A 19,868-nucleotide genomic window follows, 5' to 3' on the forward strand; every position below is an offset into this window, starting at 1 on the left:
ATCCGGGTGTCGCGGGATCGCCGCAGGCGGCGACGGAAGCGGTCGCCCGGCGTTGCGGCGCTCCGGCGGTTCGGGCAAGTTTCGCACCCGAGGAAGGGACCGCCATGCCGCCACTCGATCGCCGCCACTTTCTCGCCGGCGCGGCGGGCGCCGGGGCCGCCGTGCTCGCCCGCCCGGCCACCGCCGCCCCCCAAAAGTTCGACACCGACATCGTCGTGATCGGGGCGGGTGCCGCCGGGATCGCCGCCGCGCGCCGCATCCTCGCGGCCGACCGCCGCTGCGTGGTGCTGGAGGCGTCGGGGCGAATCGGCGGGCGCTGCGTCACCGACACGAAAACCTTCGGGGTGCCATTCGACCGCGGCGCCCACTGGCTGTGGACGCCCGACTTCAACCCGGTGGCAAAACTCGCCCCGGCGACCGGCCGCGACCTCTATGCCGCCCCGCCCGGCCAGCGGGTGCGGATCGGCCGGCGCTGGGCGCGCGAGAGCGAGCGCGAGGATTTTCTCGTCACCTGGGTCAAGGCGCGCCGGGCGATCCGCGAGGCGGCCGAGCGGCGCACCGACGTCGCGACCGCCTCGGCGCTGTCCGATCTCGGCGGCTGGGGCGACACGGTGGAATTTTTGCAGGGGCCGCTGACCTGCGGGGCGGATCTCGCGAACGTGTCGGCGCGCGACCTCGCGCGGGCGACCGAGCACACCCGCGCGGCGCTGTGCCGTCAGGGCCTCGGCAGTCTGGTCGCGGCGCTCGCCGCCGATCTGCCGGTCCGGCTCGACAGTCCGGTGACGCGGATCAATACGTGGGTTCGCGGCGGCGTGGAGATCGATGCGCCGGGCGGCACGATCCGCGCGCGTGGGGTGATCGTCACCGTCTCCACCGCGGTGCTCGCCGCCGGCAAGATCGACTTCGTTCCCGACCTTCCGCGCGGCCATGCCGACGCGCTGGCAAAACTCTCGCTCGGCAGTCTCGACCACGTGGCGCTGGAGATGCCCGGCAACCCGCTCGGCCTGCAGTCGGACGACTTGGTGTTCGAGAAGGCGGAGTCGGGCGAGAGCGCGGCGATGCTCGCCAATGTCTCGGGCTCGGCCCTGTCGCTCGTGCGGATCGCCGGGCCGGTCGGGGCGGCGCTCGCCCGCAAGGGCGAGAGGGAGATGGTCGCCTATGCGCTCGACTGGCTCGAGCGGCTGTTCGGCAGTGGCGTGCGCGAGGCGGTGCGGCGCACCGCCGCCAGTCGCTGGAGCGAGGAGCCGTTCGTGCGCGGCGCGGTGTCGGTCGCCGCGGTCGGCGGCCACGAGGCGCGAACCGCGCTCGCCGCCCCGGTGCGCGACCGGGTGTGGTTCGCCGGCGAGGCGACGCACGAGACCGCCTGGGGCACCGTCGGCGGCGCCTGGCAGTCGGGCGAGCGGGCGGCCGACGAGGCGCTGAAGCGGCTGCGGCTCGGCCCGGCGGCCGACGCCGATCCGCCGCCCCGGCCGGTGCGGCGGCGGCCGCCGCCACCGCCGCCCGAGCCGCGGTCGCTGTGGCCGTTCTGAAGGGGGCGAATAGGCGAGTAGCGAGTAGCGAATCGGGCCGGCGGGCTTCTTCCTACTCACCACTCCCTACTCGCTACTCGCCACTCACCACCACCATTCCAGGTCGGCCTCGTTAACCCGATACTAGCGTCCGGACGTGCAATGTGACGGTTCGTCACGCCGTGCGAATGCCGTTCCCCACGGCGCTCGCGCCGCGGTGCGACGTGTCCGGAGGATGCGCGGATGCAGGATGCCGATGCGGAAGGCCGCCAGGACGAGCTCGGCTTCGTGCTGACGGTGAAGGGCTCGCAGGCGGTCGTCGGCCTGCGCGACCACGACACCGTCGACATCCGCGCCACCGTGGCCCGCTTCATGGCGATCGCCAGCGGCCATTCGACCCTGATCGGCGTCGTCACCGAGGTGTCGCTGCAGCTCGACGCGGGGGCGCGGGCGCAGGGCTTCTTCGCCGTCGCCCAGCTCGACCTGATGGGCGAGATCGTGCGCCGGAGCGACGGCGAGCCGGTCTTTCGCCGCGGCATCGAGGAGTATCCGACCATCGGCGACCCGGTGTCGCTGATCTCGCGCGAGGTGCTGCGGATCGTCTACGACATCTCCGGCGACACCATCCATGTCGGCGACCTGCACCAGGACGACACGATCGGCGCCCATGTCGACATCGACGACATGCTGAGCAAGCATTTCGCCGTGCTCGGCACCACCGGGGTCGGCAAGTCGAGCGGGGTCGCGCTGATCCTGCAGGAGACGCTGGCGAAGCGGCCGGATCTGCGCATCTTCCTGCTCGACGTCCACAACGAGTACGGCCGCTGCTTCGGCGAGCGGGCCCAGCTGCTCGCCCCGCGCAATCTCAAGCTGCCGTTCTGGCTGTTCAATTTCGAGGAGATCGTCGACGTCTTCTTCGGCGGACGGCCGGGCGTCGAGGAGGAGACCGAGATCCTCGCCGAGGTGATCCCGATCGCCAAGGTGGCGTATCTCCAGTACCGCACCGCCGGTCCCGAGCGCCCGGCGCTGCGCCGGCCCGACCCGCGCAGCGCCGGCTTCACCGCCGACACCCCGGTGCCCTACCGGCTCGCCGACCTGATCGGCCTGATCGACGAGCGGATGGGCAAGCTCGAGAACCGCGCCTCGCGGATGGTCTATCACAAGCTGATCGGCCGCATCGAAAGCGTCGCCAACGATCCGCGCTACGCCTTCATGTTCGAGAACGCCAATGTCGGCGGCGACACCATGGCGGAGGTGATCTCGACGCTGTTTCGCCTGCCGCCGGCCGGTCGGCCGATGACCATCATGCAGCTCGCCGGCTTTCCGGCGGAGGTGGTGGACTCGCTCGTCTCGGTGCTGTGCCGGCTCGCCTTCGATTTCGGCCTGTGGAGCGACGGCGCGGTGCCGCTGTTGTTCGTCTGCGAGGAGGCGCACCGCTACGCCTCGGCCGACCGCTCGATCGGCTTCGGCCCGACCCGCAAGGCGCTCTCGCGGATCGCCAAGGAGGGCCGCAAGTACGGCGTCTATCTCGGCCTCGTCACCCAGCGCCCGGCCGAGCTCGACCCCACCATCATCTCGCAGTGCTCGACCCTGTTCGCGATGCGGATGGCGAACGACCGCGACCAGGCATTGCTGCGCTCGGCGGTGTCGGACGCGGCCGCCAACCTCTTGGCCTTCGTGCCCTCGCTCGGCACCCGCGAGGTGTTGGCGTTCGGCGAAGGCGTCGCGCTGCCGACCCGGCTGCGCTTCAAGGAGCTGCCCGCGCATCTCGTGCCGCGCAGCGAGGCGGTGGTCGATTCGCGGGTGGTGGTGCCCGGCAGCCACGACCAGAGCTTCGTCGCCGCGGTGGTGGAGCGCTGGCGCGGGGCGATCGCCGGCGGCGCGGTGCGGACCGACGAGCCGGCCGTGCCGGACGAGCCGGCGGCGACCGGCCACGGGCTCGATCCCGACCGCTTCAAGATTCTGAAGAAGCCGCTCGGACCGAGCCCCGGCGCCGCCCCCGGTCACCCCCCCGGCCACGCCCCGGTGCGTGCCACCGGCTGGCCGCCGCGCTGAGGAATCGGTCGGGTCCCCGTCCCGGAGCTGCCTCCACTAGTCGTGACGGCAAGCCGCCGAGCCGCACTCTTGCAGCACGCCGGTTCACCGCTATATCGAACTCGTTCCATTCCCGCAGGCCCTTTGGCCGATTTTCCCTTGCCGAGTGAGCCGCATGAGCACCACCGAGACCTCCACCGACACCACTCCCGAGACCGCCGCGCAATCCGCCGCCGGACCGGGCACCGAAACCAAGCCCGCCGAGACCCACGCCTTCCAGGCGGAGGTCGCCGAGCTTCTGCGCCTGATGGTCCACGCGGTCTATTCCGAGACCGACGTCTTCCTGCGCGAGCTGATCTCCAACGCCTCCGACGCCTGCGACCGCCTGCGCTACGAGGCGATCGCCGCGCCGGACCTGCTCGCCGACGACCCCGACCTGAAAATCCGCATCGTGCCGGACGCCGCGGCAAAAACCCTGACGATCGTCGACAACGGCATCGGCATGAGCCGCGACGAGCTGATCGAGAATTTGGGCACCATCGCCCGCTCGGGCACCCGCGCCTTCCTCGGCAAGCTCGCCGAGGCGAAGGACGGCACCGGGCTGATCGGCCAGTTCGGCGTCGGCTTCTATGCCGCCTTCATGGTGGCCGACCGCATCGTCGTGACCAGCCGACGCGCCGGCAGCGACGCCGCCTTCGTGTGGCGCTCGACCGGCTCGGCCGGCTTCGAGATCGAGCCCGCCGGCGAGGCGGACGCGGCGCGGGTCGCCCGCGGCACCGAGATCGTGCTGCACCTCAAGGACGACGCGACGAAATATCTGGAGCCGTGGGAGATCGAGCGGGTGGTGCACACCTGGTCGGACAACATCCAGTTCCCGATCCTGCTCGTCGGCAAGGACAAGGACGAGAGCGAGAAGGCCGAGGACGAGAAGGCCGAGGACGAGAAGGCCGAGGAGCCGCGCCAGATCAACTCCGCCTCGGCGATCTGGCAGCGCTCGAAATCGGAGCTGAAGCCGGAGGACTACGCGACCGCCTACAAGTCGATCTGCGGCGCGTTCGACGACCCGGCGATCACCCTGCACTACCGCGCCGAGGGCCGGCAGTCCTATGCGGTGCTCTTGTTCGTGCCGTCGGGACAGCTGTTCGACCTGTTCGACCCGGAGCGCAAGTCGCACCTCAAGCTCTATGTCCGGCGCGTCTACATCACCGACGACGCGACGCTGCTGCCGCCGTGGCTGCGCTTCGTGCGCGGCGTGGTCGACAGCGAGGATCTGCCGCTCAACCTCTCGCGCGAAATGCTGCAGAACAACCCGCAGGTCGCGGCGATGCGCAAGGCGATCACCGGCCGCATGCTCTCCGAGATGGAGACGGTCGCGACCAAGGACCCCGACGCCTGGGCCAAGGTGTGGCAGAGCTTCGGCAAGGTGATCAAGGAAGGCTTTTACGAGGACCCCGAGCGGCGCGCGCAGCTTCTCGGCCTCGCCCGCTTCACCACCACCGCCGGCGAGAACCGCTCGCTCGCCCAATACGTCGCCGATCTGCGCGAGAACCAAACCGAGATCTATTATCTAGTCGGCGAGGACCTCGACCGGCTCAAGGCCAATCCGAAGCTCGAGGCGGCCAAGGCGCGCGGCATCGAGGTGCTGCTCCTGACCGATCCGGTCGATGCGCTGTGGACCTCGCTGCGGCTCGATCACCAGGGCAAGGGCTTCAAGTCGCTGAGCCAGGGCGATGTCGATTTCGACCTGGTGCCGCCGGTCGAGGAGAAGGCGGACGAGACCGCGAAGGACGCCGGCGCGGTCGACGAGGCCGCGGTGATCGCCGCGGTGAAGCTGGCGCTCGGTGAGAAAGTGTCGGACGTGAAGGCGTCGAAGCGGCTCACCGACAGTGCCGCCTGCCTGGTGGCGAGCGGGCTCGGCCCGGACCGCGAGCTCGAACGGATTCTCTCGCAGCAGAATCGCGGCTCCGGCGCCAAGCCGATTCTCGAGCTGAACATGGGCCACCCGCTGGTGAAGGTTTTGGCGGGCGGCTCGGGCGAGGCCGAGCGCTCGGCCGACATCGCGCTCCTGCTCTACGAGCAGGCGCAAATCCTCGACGGCGAGCTGCCCGACGATCCGGCCGCTTTTGCCAAGCGCCTGAACCGGCTGGTCACCCGCGGCATCGGGGTCGGGTGATTCGCGCAGGCCGAGCGTGGCGCCGGGGTGCGGGCGATTCGTCGCCGCGCCGCCGGCGCGAGCGCCCGATGCGAACACCCGGACCGACCGGTCGGCCGGTCACCGATCGGCCGAATGCGTGGAAACGAAACGCCCGTATGGCGGCAGGTCGATCGGTGGCGTGGGGGTCAGTGGACCGTGTGGCGGCGCGGCGGCAGCACCGCCTGATCGAGCGCGAGCCCGTCGAGCCGTTCGGCATAGGGACAGAAGGCCGGGGCGCGGCTCACCGACACCGGGGCGCGGGCGAGCCAGTTGCTGCACACGTCGGCCGACTGGCACACCCGGCACGAGCGGATGACGCTGCCGAGCGTCCGGCCGAAATATCCTTCGACCTCGTCGTCGTACTCGATGCCGAGCCGCTCCATCATCTCGCCGATATTGGCGGAAAACCGATCGTATCTGTCGAAATCTCGCATCGTCGTCTCCGCGACCTGGGGTCGCCGTCCGGGAACGCGGGAATGCTGTTCGATCGGGCCGTTTCCGTCCTTGATCTTTGGCAAGCGGCGATTTGATCCAGGGCAAACGCCCGCCTGGCGCGAAAACCGCCGTTCGGAGCGGCTTTTCACCGATCGCGACCAAAACCGGCCGCCCGGCCGGTATCAGGCGGCGGCGTCGTCGCCGGTCGGCCAGGGCGCCTGCACGACCAGGCCGCGGGCCCGCGCATCGACCACGCCGAGCGCCCGGAGCGCGAACAGCGCGAGCGCCTGCACCGCGTCCTTCTGCTTGGCGGGATCGGCGGAATCCGGCGCGAGCGGGCCGATCAGGCCTTCCATCACCGAGCCCAGCACGGCGTCCGAGCCGATCCGCGTGTCCTGCTCGGGCAGCCGCTCGGCGGCCACCGCGGCGGTGATGCGGATCTCGATCGCCTCGGCGACCTTGCGGCGGCAGCCGAGCCGCATCTCCTCGATGTCGGGCTCCACCGGCTCGGCGAGCGCCGCATAAACGAGCCGCCTCTGGCGCATGGCTCGCCCGGCGAAGGTGGTGACGGCGGCGGCCAGCGCCGACAAGGGGCCGGGCGCGGCTGCGGCCGCCTGCGCCATCGCCGCGATCTCCTGCTCGGTCACCTGCTCGACCAGCGCCGCCACCAGGTCGGCCTTGGCCGGAAAGTAGCGGTACACGGTGCCGGCGGCGATGCCGGCGCGCTCGGCCACCGGCACGATCTGCACCCCGGCGAGGCCGTTCACGGCGGCCACCGCGCGGGCCGCGGCGAGGATGTCCTCGCGGCGGGCGGCGAGACGTTCGAGAACCTTTTCGGTGCGGCGATAGGGCATGGCGGGCCGTGCGGGACAGAAGCGATGAGTCACGATTCCGTATTTTTCAGGTCGCACGCCCGGATGCAAGAGGCGACCGACCGGACGGCGGGTTCATCGGCCATGCTCGGGCGGCATCGCGCCCGGCCGGCGGGCGGCGAGCGCGGTCTCGCGGATTTTTGCGAGCGTCGTGGTCGGGGTGATCGCCTCCGGGTCGATCTTCAGGTGCAGGATCGACGGCAGCCCCGATGCGCGGGCCTCGGCGAACGCCGCCGGAAACTCCGCGGTGCGGGCGACGGTGGCGCCGAACCCGCCGAATGCGCGGGCGAGCGCCGCGAAATCCGGGTTGCGCAGCGTGGTCGCCGATACGCGGCCGGGATAGGCGCGCTCCTGATGCATCCGGATGGTGCCGTAAATCCCGTTGTCGCAGACCACGACGACGATCGGCAGGCCGTACTGCACGGCGGTCGCGAACTCCTGGCCGTTCATCAGAAAATCGCCGTCGCCGGAGAACGCCACCACGGTGCGGTCGGGATACAGCTTCTTTAGCGCCACCGCTGCCGGCACGCCGTAGCCCATCGAGCCCGACACCGGCGCCGCCTGGGTGCCGAACCGGCGGAAGCGGTAGAAGCGGTGGATCCAGGTCGCGTAATTGCCGGCCCCGTTGGTGACGATCGCGTCGGCCGGGAGATGATCGCGCAGCCAGACGACGATCTCGCCGAGATCGAGCGCGCCCGGCACCGGCGTCGGCGTCTCGCCGAAGGCGAGATAGGCGGCATGGGCGGCCGCCGTCTCCTCCCGGCGTGCCGGATCGTCGGGCGGGTCGAGCGCGGCCAGCGCGAGAGAGAAGGCGTGCGGCGTCGCGTGGATCGCGAGCCGCGGCCGATAAACCTTTCCCAGCTCCTCGTCGTCGGGATGGACGTGCACCAGCGCCTGCCGCGGCACCGGCACGTCGAGCAGCGTGTAGCCTTGCGACGGCGTCTCGGAGAGCCGCCCGCCGACCAGCAGCACCAGATCGGCATCGGCGATGCGGGCGACCAGCGCCGGGTTGGGCGCGATGCCGAGATCGCCGGCGCAGCACGGATGCAGTGCATCGAACAGATGCGCGCGGCGATACGAGGTCGCGACCGGCAGCGCGAATTTTTCCGCGAACGCGCCGAAGGCCGCGCACGCCGCGGCCGACCAGCGGCTGCCGCCGAGGATGGCGATCGGCCGGTGCGCGCCGGCCAGCATGGCGGCGAGCGCGGAAATGTCGGCGGCCGACGGCGTGGTCTCGACCGGCGGCAGCGGCGGCACCGTTCCCGCGCCGATCCGCTCGGTCAGGAGATCCTGCGGCAGCGCCAGCACCACCGGCCCCGGCCGCCCGCCGGTCGCCACCCGAAACGCGCGCGAGACGTATTCCGGCACGCGCTCGGCCTCGCCGATCTCGGCGACCCACTTCGCCATGCCGCCGTACATCGCGCGGTAGTCGACCTCCTGAAAGGCGTCGCGCTCGCGCATGCCGCGGCCGACCTGGCCGACGAACAGGATCAACGGCGAGGAATCCTGCTGGGCGATGTGGATGCCGGGCGCGGCGTTGGTGGCGCCGGGGCCGCGGGTGACGAAGCAGATGCCGGGCCGTCCGGTGATCTTGCCGACCGCCTCCGCCATCATCGCCGCGCCGCCCTCCTGGCGGCACACGGTGACGGCGAGGTCGCGGTCGTGAAAAGCGTCGAGCACGGCGAGATAGCTCTCGCCCGGAACACAGAAGACGTCGCGCACGCCCTCGGCGACGAGCTGGTCGACCAGCGCCTCGGCGGCGGTTCTCGGATTGGCGGTGGAGGTCATGGCGCGCGCATTCTGCGGCGGCACCAGGGCACTGGCAAGCGCACGCGCCGCGTCACCGGCGTGCACCGTTTCGTGCGGCGCAGGTCACAAAAAAAGGCCGGACCTTTGGAGCCCGGCCGCTTTGCGTGTTTCGTGTCTCGGTCCGCCCGCGAGGGCGGCGACAGACCCGGACAGTCTCAGAACGTGACGGTGGTGCGAACGCCGAACACGTAGGCGTCCTCGACCTCGCCGAGCGAGGCGTCGTCCTCGTCGCGCAGCACGCCGGCACCCGGCTTCACGATGTACTGGAAGTCCGGCTGGATCTTCCACCAGGGCGTCACCTGGGCGGAGTAGCTGACCTCGAACACCGTCTCGCCGCTCCTGGTCGGCCAGTAATTGCCGGTGTAGATCGGCACGTCGCGATCGAGCGACTTCGCGTCGTCGCTGATGTTGGCGTGGGCGACGCCGATCGTCAGCACGTCGTCGGCGCGGCCGGGCACGAAGCCTTTGAAGCCGACGCCGCCGTCGATGTACCACGACACCAGGTTGCGGTCCTCCGGCGCCCAGCCGCCGCGCACGAACACGCTGATCGAGGATTCCGGCCCGCGCCACACCATCTGGTCGGCGACGCCGTAAATGCCCCAATTGCCCTGGTGCAGCAGATCGGCGTCCGGCCCGCCGGCGATGCTGATGATCGTGCCGTCGCCCATCACGCCGTAATGCAGGTCGGAGAAGTCGGCGGTGTGATACCAAGCGCCGATCTTGTAGGAGGCCGCGAGCCCGGTCGAGCCCTCCTCCTTGTTGGCGTTGTACTGCAGCTCGCCGATCCAGAACGCGCCGCCGTCGAACGAGAAGGTGGTGCCGTGATTGTTGCACACCTGCGGGTCGCCGGCGCCGGTGGTGTAGCAGTCGCCGCCGGCCGGATCGCCGGAGAACACCGCGCCGAGCACCGAGACGTTCTTGGTCGGGTTGACCTGCACGCGCACGCCGGGGGTGGCCAACGGATAGGCCGGGCCGCCGCTCGGCAGGTTGGCCGACATGATGGTCGCCCAGCCGAAGGTGCCGTTGATCAGGCCGCCGGCGGTGTCGCTGGTGAGGAACTCGTCGTCGGCGGCGAGCTGGCCGACCCGCACCGAGGCGAAGTCGCCAAAGCCCTGCTCGAGCCAGAGGGTGAACAGCCGCACCGTGGAGTAGGCGTCGATGTTCGACGGGTCGGCGAGCGAGCCGACATAATCGGCCGCGTTCTTGTGCTGGGCGTCGTGGATCTGGAAGGTCGTGATGTGCGCCTTGGCGCCGTGCCAGCCCACCATCTTCTCGAGGTCGGCGTCGAGCGACAGCTGGAAGCGCCCCTCGTAGGTCGCGTGCGGCCCGCCCGGCTCGACCCCGCCGGAGATGCCGAAGATCTCGCCGATATATTCGAACGTGACCTCGATGCCGTGGTCGGCGAGCGCCGTGCGCGCGCCGTTCCAGTCGCCGGTCAGCTTGTCGCGCTCGGCCAAGCTCTGCGCGCTCGCGGTCGACGCCATCAACGCCGCCGTGAGCGCAACCATCGCGGCTCCGCCCCGTCGCAAAGCGCGGTCCCCGGCTCGATCGTGCTTCATCTCAAATCCCCCAGTTCACGTCGGACAGCGCTATCGGGCCGCTCGGACGGACGCAAGACAAAACGTTACAATATAACAATTCGTCCGCTGATCCGGTCGCGCGCGTGCCCGCGATGCAACACTCCGACCCCGTCGTGGTGTCGTGCCCGGCGCTCGTCCCCCGCCGCTCGCCGTCGGTTCCACGGCTACCAGAGGGGATTTCCGCGGTCAAACGACAACCCGTTGATTCGTTTGAGTTTTAGAGCGGTTACAAGGTGCTCTGCAGGAGCGTTATGACGCTGAGACGACAGAGGAAACTGCCCGGCCGGGCGAGGACGAAAGGAGTAATTTCGAACCGGCGGCTGCGACGGCGGCGCCTCGGTGTTGCAATGCGGTGACAGGAGCCGCCGGTTCGGTACGGGAGATCCCGGATGGCTCACAGCGGCCAGAACAGGGTGGCGACGCTGGTCGCGGCGATGCCGGCGGCGAGCGCCAGCGGCAGCATCGCCGCGATTCGCCGGAGCGGCGCTTGCGAATAGAGGCCGGCGATCCGCCAGCCGAGCCACAGCGACCACAGGCAGGCGCCGCCGAGCAGGATCGCCCGCAGCGGCTCCACGAAGTCGAGCGCGATGCCGTCGCTCTTCAGGAGCGAGACGGTGGTCATCGACAGGCCGAGAAACACCGCGCAGCCGGCGAGCGGAACCAGGCTCTGGACGAGGTGATGGAAGCGCCGCCAGTTGAAGCGGCCGACGAGCCGCGTCGCAACGGCGACGCAGGCACCGAGCGCGCCGCCCAGCACGAGCGCGACGGCGGCGATGTAGCCGACGAGCACCGCACCGTCGAGCAGCGTCATCACGTCGTTGCGGTCGGGATAATCGGTCAGCAGCCACCACGGCGCCGCCGTCTCGAGCGGCCACATCACGTCGTGCCCGACCAGCCATTCGGCGAGCGTTTGCTTGACGGCGATGTAGAGATCGCTGTTGGCCCAATGAAAGGCGGCGACGGCGATGCCGAGCAGGCCGAACAGGATCAGCAGCGTCTCGGTCGGGCTCGTCTCGTCGCCGGCGACATGGACGATCTCGTGATTGGGCGAGCGCCGCGCCAGCGTCACCGCGCCGCGAAAGCCGCTGCAGCGCCCGCACATGTGGCAGGCGGCATTGCCGCGCATGGTGGCGATCGGCACCAGCGGCGCACAGTTCACCGGCGGAGGCTTCGTTCCCCGCGGCTTCGACCAGGCGGTCCAGGCGTCGTGATCGACCCGGAAATGCACCGGCGCGAGCTTTGCGAGCACCGCGAACACGCCGGTCACCGGGCACAGATAGCGGCACCACACGCGCTTGTCGCGGCCCCAGAAGATCGCGGTGAGGATCGCCGCGACGGTCGAGAAGCCGAGCACCACCAGGGCCGGGCCGGGATACTGATAGACGCTCGTCATCTGGCCGTAGATCGTGGTCAGCGCGAAGGCGGCGAACGGCCAGCCCTTCCACTTGACCCAGCGCGGCACCGCAAAGCCGCGGCTGTAGCGCGCGACGTTCTCGGCGACCGCGCCCTCCGGGCACAACAGGCCGCACCACAGCCGGCCGACCAGGATCATGCTGAGAAGCACGAACGGCCACCAGATGCCCCAGAACACGAACTGCGAGAACAGCGTGACATCGCTCCAGATGTGCGCGGCGCGCGCCGGCATCGGCAGGAGCACCGGCACGATCAGGAGCGTGAAATAGACGAGAACGACGCCCCACTGGGCGCGCTGCACGGTGCGCTGGTTGCGCACCAGCCAGTCGCCGGTCCGCGCGAGCAGACCGTCGACCGTCCAGGTGTGTTGCGCGCGAAACGTTCGCAAGCCGCGAGCGATCACGCGGGGCTCGCCACGCGGCGGCGTGGCCAGAACAGAGCGAGCACCATCACACTCCAATAGAGCGCATAGACCAGAACCTGCATCAGATCCGGCCGGGCGCGATAGCCGGTGAGCGCGCTGACCATTCCGCCGACCGTGCCGCTGTCGGGCAGGATCGCCGAGGTGTCCCACAGCCGGCCCGACAGCGTCGGCAGCACGCCGAGATCGATCAGCCCGTCGATCCCACTCACCAGCAGCGAGGCGGCGAGGAACAGCAGCATGATCTCGGTGATGCGGAAGAACACCGACCACGACATCACCCGGCTGCCGACCTGCAGCAGCCAGTAGGTGGCGATCGCCAGCGCGAAGCCGATCATCGCCACCAGGAGCGGCATCAGAACGTCGCCCGAGCGCGCCGCCGCCAGGGTGCCGTAGAGGAACACCACCGTCTCCGAGCCCTCACGGGCGACCGCGATCAGCGCCAGCACGAACACGCCCCACCAGTTGCGGCGGTCGGCCGCCTTCTGCAGCGACGTCTCGAGGTCGCGCTTGAGGGTGCGGCCGTGCTTGCGCATCCAGAACACCATCTGGACGATCAGCGCGGCGGCGATCAGCACGGCGCTGGTCTGATAGATCTGCAAGCCCTCGTCGGACAGCGCCTCGCCGCCGAGCACCAGGAGAAGGCCGAAGGCGACCGCGACCAGCAGCCCGACCACCACGCCGGCCCACAGGAAGATGCGCCCGCGCAAGAGATCGACCTGCTGACGCGCCAGCCACGCATTGAGAATGCCGATGACGAGCAGCGCCTCGACGCTTTCCCGCCAGATCACGAACGCCACGTTACCGAGCTGTCCGCCCACGATCGTCTCCACTCGTCCCTGCCGGCGTTTTCGCACCGGGCGGAGGTCGTCACAGGTTCTTCGATCGCACCGACGACGGCGGCGACGGCGACGGCGCCGTCGATGGCCGCGTTGCGAGGGTCCGCCTTCGGCGTCATTTCGCGATCAAGACCGCCGGCGGCGAATCCAGATGAAAGTCGTCGAAGAAGTCGTACTGGCCGGGATCGAGCCGGCGGATGATCAGGCTGCGGGTGACACCGGGCGCCAGCACCGTCTCCTTGCGCAGCTCGTTGCTCTCGAACTCGGCCGGCTCGGTGCCGGCATTGTGGAGCTCGAGCTTGATGCGGGTGTCGGCCGGCACCTCGAGGCGCTGCGGCGTCACCTTGCCGTTGTCGAACTCGATGCGAAACACCGGCGTGTCGTCCGCCCGGGCGCCGGCCGGCAGCGCGGTCGCCATCGCCATCGTCAGTGCGGCGGCGAGCACCGCCGAAAATGCGAATGTCGCCGTGCCGCGCGTGTCTCGCGCCGGCCGGCGACCCGGTCCGAAAAGGCCCATCGATCCATCACCTCGATTGCCCGGATCCGCTCCGGATCCTCCGCGTTCCTGCCACCTTTCCGCGGCCGGGCCGGCGGGGCATTCGCCGGCCGGCCTTTTCGCGGGAGGCGGTCGTCGTGGCGCGAAGGCGGGGCGGGCCGCGACGGCCTGCTCCGCCCGCTCGCGAGCGCGTCAGTAGCCGCCCTTCTTGCCGGTGCCGGCATAGGTGAAGTCGTACTCCACCGTGAACGGCTCGAACCACGGGGCGACGCCGGTCTCCTTGTCGACGTGACGGCCGAAGTGGCTGTGATTGTCGTCGGCCGGCGGGGCGACGGTGAACTTCAGCTTGTACTTGCCGGGCCCGTCGAGCTTGACGTTGTCGCCGTAGTGCGGCCCGTCGCTCGCCACCATCGGCATGGCGTCGCCCTTGATCGGCTTTCCGCCGTCCTTGGTCAGCTCGTACTTGACGTTCAGATAGCCGATCCAGTCGCCCTCGGCATAACCGTTCTTGTTGCTCTGCAAGGCCTTGATGTCGGCCTCGAGATGGATGTCGGAGTCCTTGGCCGGCCGCATCATGCCCGGCGGCTCCATCTCGATCGGCTGCAGATAGACGGCGGCGACCTCCATGCCGGCGGCCTCCACCTGGTGCGGCTTGCCGATCGGATATTCCTTGGCGACGGCCGGTGCCGCGAAAGCGATGGCGGCCGCACCGACCGCTGCAAAAACATATCGACGCATGAGATCCCCCTGATCGCCGCACGCGCTGCGTGCGGGTCGCGCCCGCAGGCGCGCCGGTTGCCTTCAACGGCTGCGACGGTGGCGTTGCGAACCGTTCGCGTCAAGGAGAATGATTTAGAATTTCAATAGGTTGGAAGCGCTCAAAAGAGCCGATGACCGGCCTTGCGGGGTGTCGCGGCGCCGATACCACCTTACGGAGCGGCCGGCGCGGGGGGCGCGGCCCCGCGCCCCCTGCCCCGCGTCCCCCGTCCTTGCCGCCTCGGCCGTCCGTCCTGGCCGGTGATCACTGGGTGTAGGCGCCCGCCCCCGTGGTCTTGCCGCCCGCCTTGCCGTCCGCTTTGCCGTCCGCCTTGCCGTGCTCCTCCGCCGACCGGTCGGGCGCGGCGCCGTCGTGCGGCCGGGCGGCCACCCCGTCGCGGCCGAGATAGAGCGTCTGCGAAGGGAACGCGAAGCCGGTGCCGCACGCCGCGACGATCTCCATGCACTTCAGGAGCAGCTCCTCCTGGATTTCCAGGAAGTGATTGAAATCGCGGGCGAGCACGTAGGAGAAGATCTCGACGTCGAGTGAATAGGCGTTCAGCGCGATGAAGCGGGCGCGCGCCGAGCCGCCGTCGACCTTGGGATGCTTCAGGAGCATCGTGTGCAGCGCCGACACCACCTCGCGGATCTGGTCGGGCGTCGTCTCGTAGCGGAGATTCAGCACCGGGTGGAACCAGAAGCGGTCGCGCTGGGAGAAGTTCTCGATGTGCAGCGAGGCGAACTCGCCGTTCGGAACGGTCAGCACGGTGCGGTCGAGCGTGCGGATCCGGGTCGAGCGGATGCCGATCTCCTCGATGGTGCCGAGCGCGGTGCCGAACCGGCAGAAGTCGCCGATCCGCACCGGGCGGTCGGCGATCAGCGTCACGCTGCCGATCAGGTTCTCGAACAGCTTTTGAGCGCCGAGCGCGATCGCCAGACCGCCGACGCCGAGGGCGGCGAGGCCGGCGGTGACGTTGACCCCGAACGCCCGCAGGAGGGTGGCGAGAAACACCACCACCAGCACCGCCTTGAAGGCGCGGTTGAGGAAGCTGATGATCGAGTAGGCGGTGAGCTGGCCGTGCCGCGACATGCGGCCGAGCACCACCTCGCTCGCCGCGTCGGTGAGCCGCCACAACAGCCAGGCGATCGCGAACCAGCCGATGATCTGCGCGGCGAACACCACCCGGTAGCGGGCGATCACCGACACGCCCAGAAACTGCATCGAGATGCCGAACAGCACCAGCGTCAGCATGATGCGGACCGGGCCGGCGGCCGCCTCGACGAAGCGGCCGACCTTGGAGTCCGGGCCCTTGCGGATCAGCCGGCCGATCGGCCGGCGCAGCCAGATCAGGAACCAGGCGAGCGCGTAGGCGGCGATCACCGCGACCAGGAGCGAGGCCCAGTGCGAGGCCGGCGCGCCGGCGATGGTGGGGCCTTCCGGCACCAGATCGATCAGCCGCATGCCCGAGGTGTCGCGCGACAGCGCGCGGGCGAGGTCGGGGACGTCCTGCAGGGTGGTGTCGGAGACGAACCAGAGCTGCTTGCCGTCGCGCTCGATCCGGTTGGCGAGCAGCGGCACCTTCTCGTCGCCGTTCTTCACCACGCCGAACCGCTCGATGCCCTCGGCGAGCCCGTCGTCGCCGGTACCGGCCGGGTCGTTGCTGAGCTGGGCCGGCGTGATCACGATGCCGCTGCGGTCGAGCACCTGCTGGAACAGCTTGGCGAGGTCGGCGCCCGACACCGACGAGCGGCGGCCGGTCGACACCTTGTCGATCTGGAAGAACTGGACCGCGCGGTCGTAGTCGCCGGCGGCGAGCGCGTTCATCAGGCCGGACACCATGCCCTGCGGCGTCTCGCGGCCGAGCGGGTCCTTCTCCGGCGCCGCCGGGGCGGCCGCCGCCGGCTTGCCGTTGCCGCCGGTGGCCGGTGCCTGCGACCAGGCCGGCGCGGCGCCGAGCACGACGAGCAGCAGCAGGAGCGGGGCGAGCAGCCTTCCGGCAGGTGACTTCATGGTCGTCTGGTCCCTCGACAGCGGCCGTCGGCCTGGGTCCGCGGTCCGCCGCAGGGCGCACGACGCCCTCGGGGATTCCGCACGAAGCGGTCGCGCCGGCCGGCGGGAGCGGCCGGTTCCGACGACCGGTGAATCGGTATTGGGCGCCGCTATCGGCGTCGCCCGTTACCTGATGTCGTGAAAGGCCCGGCCGGCTCCCCGCGCGCCGGCCGCGCCGCGCCCCTGTCTCGGGGCGCAGTGTGACCATCCTATGGCGGGCTGCTCACCCGGCGTGGCTCACCCGGTGCGGCTCACTCGGCGGGGGCACCGCGCGGGGCGTCGGCCACCTGGCCGTGGCCCGGCTGGGCATCGCCCCACAGCCGGCGGTGCAGGCGGTCGAGCAGCAGATAGACCACCGGCGTCGTGTAGAGCGTCAACGCCTGCGAGACGATCAGCCCGCCGATGATGGTGATGCCGAGCGGCCGGCGCAGCTCGGCGCCCGGCCCGGTGGCGAGCAGCAGCGGCAGCGCGCCGAGGATCGCGGCGAGCGTCGTCATCAGGATCGGCCGGAACCGCTCGATGCACGCCTCGTGGATCGCTTGCGCCGCCGACAGGCCGCGCTGGCGCTCGCCTTCGAGCGCGAAGTCGACCAGCATGATGCCGTTCTTCTTGACGATGCCGATCAGCAGGATGATGCCGATCATCGCGATCTGCGACAGCTCGGTGCCGGACGCCTGCAGCGCGAGCAGCGCGCCGAGGCCGGCCGAGGGCAGCGTCGAGATGATGGTGAGCGGGTGCGCGAGGCTCTCGTAGAGCACGCCGAGCACCAGATAGACGGCGGCGAGCGCCGCCACCAGCAGGATCACCTGCGACTGGATGCCCTTGATCGCGGTCGCCGCATCGCCGGCGAAGTCGGCACGCAGCGTGTCGGGCAGATGCAGCCCGTCGACCGCCTGCTGGATCGCCGCGCTCGCCACCGCCACCGGCGTGCCGGCGGTGAGATTGTAGGTGATGGTGACCGCCGGGAACGGCCCCTGGTGATTGATCACGAGCGGCGCGAGGCCGCGCTCGAACCGCGCCACCGCCGACAGCGGCACCTGCTCGCCGGACGACGAGCGCACGTAGACGCGGTCGAGGTCGGTCGGGTCGCGCTGGAAGCGCGGATCGATCTCCAAGACCACGCGATACTGGTTGCGCTGGGTGAAGATGGTCGAGACCTGGCGCTGCGAGAAGGCGTTGTTGAGCGCGTCCGAGATGTCCTGCACGTCGACGCCGAGCCGGGCGGCGGCGATGCGGTCGATCACCACGTCGGCCTGCAGGCCGCCCTGCTCGCGGTCGGTCGAGACGTCGACCACGCCCGGCACCGTGCGGATGCGCGCCTGCACCTTCGGCACCCACTCCTGCAGCGCGGCGAAATCCGGCCCCCACAACGTGAACTGATATTGCGAGCGGCTGGACCGGCCGCCGGTGCGGATGTCCGAGGCGACGAACATGAACACCTCGATGCCGGGAATCGAATTGAGCTTGCCGCGCAGCCGGTCGACCACCCGCTGGGCGGAGATGCCGCGCTCGGCGAGCGGCTTCAGGCTGATGAACAGCCGCCCGTTGTTGACCGAGCCGGAGAACATCGAGCCGCCGACCGACGAGCCGACGCCGGACACCGCCGGATCGGACAGCACGATCTCGGTCGCCTGCTGCTGCAGCGCGACCATCTGCTCGTAGGAGATGTCGGTCGAGGCGCGGGTGCCGCCGAACAGGAGCGTCGAGTCGTCCTGCGGCATGAAGCCCTTCGGCACGACGATGAAGAGATGCACCGTGAGGCCGATCACCAGCACGAACGACAGGAGCGTCAGCCAGCGGTGGCGCAGCACGACCGAGAGGCTCGCGTCGTAGCCGCGCACCAGCGCCTGCACCGCGCGCTCCACCAGCCGGTCGAAGCGGCCGCCGCCGGCATTCGGCGAGCGGCGGATGAAATGGGCGCACACCATCGGCGTGACCGACAGCGACACCACCGTCGAGAAGGCGATGGCGAACACCAGCGTCACCGAGAACTCGCGGAAGAACCGGCCCATGATGCCGCTCATGAACAGGAGCGGAATGAAGGCGGCGGCGAGCGACAGCGAGATCGACACCACGGTGAAGCCGATCTGGCGCGAGCCTTCCAGTGCCGCGGCGCGCGGTGACAGGCCGCGGTCGAGATTGCGGAAGGCGTTCTCGATCATCACGATGGCGTCGTCGACCACGAAGCCGACGCAGACGATCAGCGCCATCAGCGACAGATTGTTGATCGAGTAGCCGACCAGCCACATCGCCGCGGCGGTGCCGGCGAGCGACAGCGGCACGGTGAGCCCGGCGGCGACGGTGGCGGCGCCGTGCCGCAGGAAGACGAACACCACCAGCATCACCATGGCGATGGTCACCGAGAGGGTGACCTCCATGTGGTGCACGCTCGCGCGGATCGTCTCGGTGCGGTCGGTGAGGATCGAGATCTTCAGATCGGCCGGAATCCAGCGCGTCAGCTCGGGCAGCAGCGCCTTGATGTGGTCGACCATCTCGATCACGTTGGCGCCGGCCTGCTTGGTGATGATCAGGAGCACCGAGGGCTCGCGGTCGAACCAGGCGGCGGAGCGGCTGTTGCGGGTGCTCTCCTCGACGGTCGCGATATCGGACAGCCGCACGACGGTGCCGTTCGCCGCGCGCACGATCACGTTGGCGTAGTCGGCGGGCGTGCGCAGCTGGCCGTTGGTGGCGATCGTCTCGCCGAGCCGCTCGCTGTCGAAGGTGCCGACCGGGCCGGTCGCGTTGCCGGCGACGATCGCCGCGCGCACCGCCTCCATCGACAGGCCCATGGTGGCGATCCGGTTGGGATCGACCCGCACGCGGATCGCCGGCTGCTCGGCGCCCGACACGTTGACCTCGGCGACGCCCTCGATCTGGGCGATGCGCTGGGCGATCACGGTGTCGGCGACGTCGTAGATCTCGCTCGGGCGGATGGTCTTCGAGGTGAGCGCGAGAATGAGGGCGGGCGCGGCTGCCGGGTTCATCTTGCGAAAGCCCGGCCGTGACGGCAGGTCGCCCGGCAGATCGGCGAGCGCCTGGTTGATCGCCGCCTGGACGTCGCGGGCGGCGCCGTCGACGTCGCGGTCGACGTCGAACTGGACCACCACGCTCGACGAGCCGAGCGAGGAGGTCGAGGTCAATTCGGTGACGCCGGGGATCTCGCCGAGCCGCCGCTCGAGCGGGGCGGCGACGGTGGCCGCCATGGTGGCGGGGTCGGCGCCGGGCCGGCTCGCCATCACCCGGATGGTCGGCAGGTCGACCGCCGGCAGGCTGCCGACCGGCAGGTTGAGATAGGCGACGGCGCCGAGCAGCAAGAGGCCGATGGCGAGCAGCGTGGTGGCGACCGGCCGGGCGATGAACGGGGCGGAGAAGTTCATGCGCTTCTCCCGGCGCAGGTGCCGCCCCGCAGCAGGACACACGAGGCTCTCGTTCGGGGACTACCCCCCTCCCTGTCCCTCCCC

Annotated in this window: 13 protein-coding genes; 3 read left to right on the top strand and 10 right to left on the bottom strand. The window is 70.2% G+C overall.

Annotated elements, in window-relative coordinates; genetic code table 11:
- The first annotated feature begins 104 nt into the window (after positions 1 to 104).
- The 3 genes from A33M_RS02385 (at position 105) to htpG (ending at position 5,715) form a co-directional block, all read left to right on the top strand.
- A complete protein-coding gene (locus A33M_RS02385; protein WP_008383026.1) occupies positions 105 to 1,529 on the top strand; it encodes a flavin monoamine oxidase family protein in 1,425 nt (474 codons plus the stop codon).
- A gap of 222 nt (positions 1,530 to 1,751) precedes the next feature.
- On the top strand, positions 1,752 to 3,563 hold the full coding sequence (locus A33M_RS02390; RefSeq protein ID WP_008383028.1) for an ATP-binding protein: 1,812 nt from the start codon (positions 1,752 to 1,754) through the stop codon (positions 3,561 to 3,563).
- A gap of 154 nt (positions 3,564 to 3,717) precedes the next feature.
- Positions 3,718 to 5,715 (top strand): molecular chaperone HtpG, encoded by a 1,998-nt coding sequence (gene htpG / locus A33M_RS02395; protein WP_008383029.1) that lies wholly within the window; start codon positions 3,718 to 3,720, stop codon positions 5,713 to 5,715.
- 167 nt (positions 5,716 to 5,882) lie between these two features.
- On the opposite strand, the gene A33M_RS22050 is transcribed toward htpG, so the two are convergent.
- The 10 genes from A33M_RS22050 to A33M_RS02445 all read right to left on the bottom strand — a co-directional run bounded on the left by A33M_RS22050 (position 5,883) and on the right by A33M_RS02445 (position 19,784).
- A complete protein-coding gene (locus tag A33M_RS22050; protein WP_008383030.1) occupies positions 5,883 to 6,170 on the bottom strand; it encodes a DUF6455 family protein in 288 nt (95 codons plus the stop codon).
- A gap of 183 nt (positions 6,171 to 6,353) precedes the next feature.
- Complete coding sequence (locus tag A33M_RS02405; RefSeq protein WP_008383031.1) at positions 6,354 to 7,025, bottom strand: TetR/AcrR family transcriptional regulator; 672 nt, start codon at positions 7,023 to 7,025, stop codon at positions 6,354 to 6,356.
- A 93-nt stretch (positions 7,026 to 7,118) separates the two neighbouring features.
- Complete coding sequence (locus A33M_RS02410) at positions 7,119 to 8,831, bottom strand: thiamine pyrophosphate-binding protein (protein ID WP_008383032.1); 1,713 nt, start codon at positions 8,829 to 8,831, stop codon at positions 7,119 to 7,121.
- A 176-nt stretch (positions 8,832 to 9,007) separates the two neighbouring features.
- Complete coding sequence (locus A33M_RS02415; RefSeq protein ID WP_008383033.1) at positions 9,008 to 10,360, bottom strand: carbohydrate porin; 1,353 nt, start codon at positions 10,358 to 10,360, stop codon at positions 9,008 to 9,010.
- Between the two features lie 466 nt (positions 10,361 to 10,826).
- A complete protein-coding gene (locus A33M_RS02420) occupies positions 10,827 to 12,248 on the bottom strand; it encodes a 4Fe-4S binding protein (protein WP_008383035.1) in 1,422 nt (473 codons plus the stop codon).
- Positions 12,245 to 13,087 carry an FTR1 family iron permease gene (locus A33M_RS02425; protein ID WP_040618991.1) on the bottom strand — a complete coding sequence of 281 codons (843 nt, stop codon included), beginning with the start codon at positions 13,085 to 13,087 and terminating at the stop codon, positions 12,245 to 12,247. Before A33M_RS02425 ends, A33M_RS02420 begins: the two co-directional genes overlap by 4 nt.
- A 133-nt stretch (positions 13,088 to 13,220) precedes the next feature.
- Positions 13,221 to 13,550, bottom strand: a complete 330-nt coding sequence (locus A33M_RS02430) for a cupredoxin domain-containing protein (RefSeq protein WP_202801765.1) — start codon at positions 13,548 to 13,550, stop codon at positions 13,221 to 13,223.
- Positions 13,551 to 13,793: 243 nt separating this feature from the next.
- Positions 13,794 to 14,339 (bottom strand): iron transporter, encoded by a 546-nt coding sequence (locus A33M_RS02435; RefSeq protein WP_008383040.1) that lies wholly within the window; start codon positions 14,337 to 14,339, stop codon positions 13,794 to 13,796.
- Between the two features lie 283 nt (positions 14,340 to 14,622).
- Positions 14,623 to 16,368: a mechanosensitive ion channel family protein gene (locus A33M_RS02440; RefSeq protein WP_008383043.1), complete on the bottom strand. Its 1,746-nt coding sequence runs from the start codon at positions 16,366 to 16,368 to the stop codon at positions 14,623 to 14,625.
- 290 nt (positions 16,369 to 16,658) lie between these two features.
- Positions 16,659 to 19,784 carry an efflux RND transporter permease subunit gene (locus A33M_RS02445; RefSeq protein ID WP_008383045.1) on the bottom strand — a complete coding sequence of 1,042 codons (3,126 nt, stop codon included), beginning with the start codon at positions 19,782 to 19,784 and terminating at the stop codon, positions 16,659 to 16,661.
- Positions 19,785 to 19,868 lie beyond the last annotated feature (84 nt).

The sequence above is a fragment of the Rhodovulum sp. PH10 genome (assembly GCF_000293785.1).
GTDB lineage: Bacteria > Pseudomonadota > Alphaproteobacteria > Rhizobiales > Xanthobacteraceae > Rhodoplanes.

What these genes read in the sequence shown, in the direction of transcription:
- A33M_RS02385 (WP_008383026.1), top strand. Translation starts at nt 105, where the DNA reads ATGCCGCCACTCGATCGCCGCCACTTTCTCGCCGGCGCGGCGGGCGCC.
- A33M_RS02390 (WP_008383028.1), top strand. Translation starts at nt 1,752, where the DNA reads ATGCAGGATGCCGATGCGGAAGGCCGCCAGGACGAGCTCGGCTTCGTG.
- htpG (WP_008383029.1), top strand. Translation starts at nt 3,718, where the DNA reads ATGAGCACCACCGAGACCTCCACCGACACCACTCCCGAGACCGCCGCG.
- A33M_RS22050 (WP_008383030.1), bottom strand. Translation starts at nt 6,170, where the DNA reads ATGCGAGATTTCGACAGATACGATCGGTTTTCCGCCAATATCGGCGAG.
- A33M_RS02405 (WP_008383031.1), bottom strand. Translation starts at nt 7,025, where the DNA reads ATGCCCTATCGCCGCACCGAAAAGGTTCTCGAACGTCTCGCCGCCCGC.
- A33M_RS02410 (WP_008383032.1), bottom strand. Translation starts at nt 8,831, where the DNA reads ATGACCTCCACCGCCAATCCGAGAACCGCCGCCGAGGCGCTGGTCGAC.
- A33M_RS02415 (WP_008383033.1), bottom strand. Translation starts at nt 10,360, where the DNA reads ATGGTTGCGCTCACGGCGGCGTTGATGGCGTCGACCGCGAGCGCGCAG.
- A33M_RS02435 (WP_008383040.1), bottom strand. Translation starts at nt 14,339, where the DNA reads ATGCGTCGATATGTTTTTGCAGCGGTCGGTGCGGCCGCCATCGCTTTC.
- A33M_RS02440 (WP_008383043.1), bottom strand. Translation starts at nt 16,368, where the DNA reads ATGAAGTCACCTGCCGGAAGGCTGCTCGCCCCGCTCCTGCTGCTGCTC.
- A33M_RS02445 (WP_008383045.1), bottom strand. Translation starts at nt 19,784, where the DNA reads ATGAACTTCTCCGCCCCGTTCATCGCCCGGCCGGTCGCCACCACGCTG.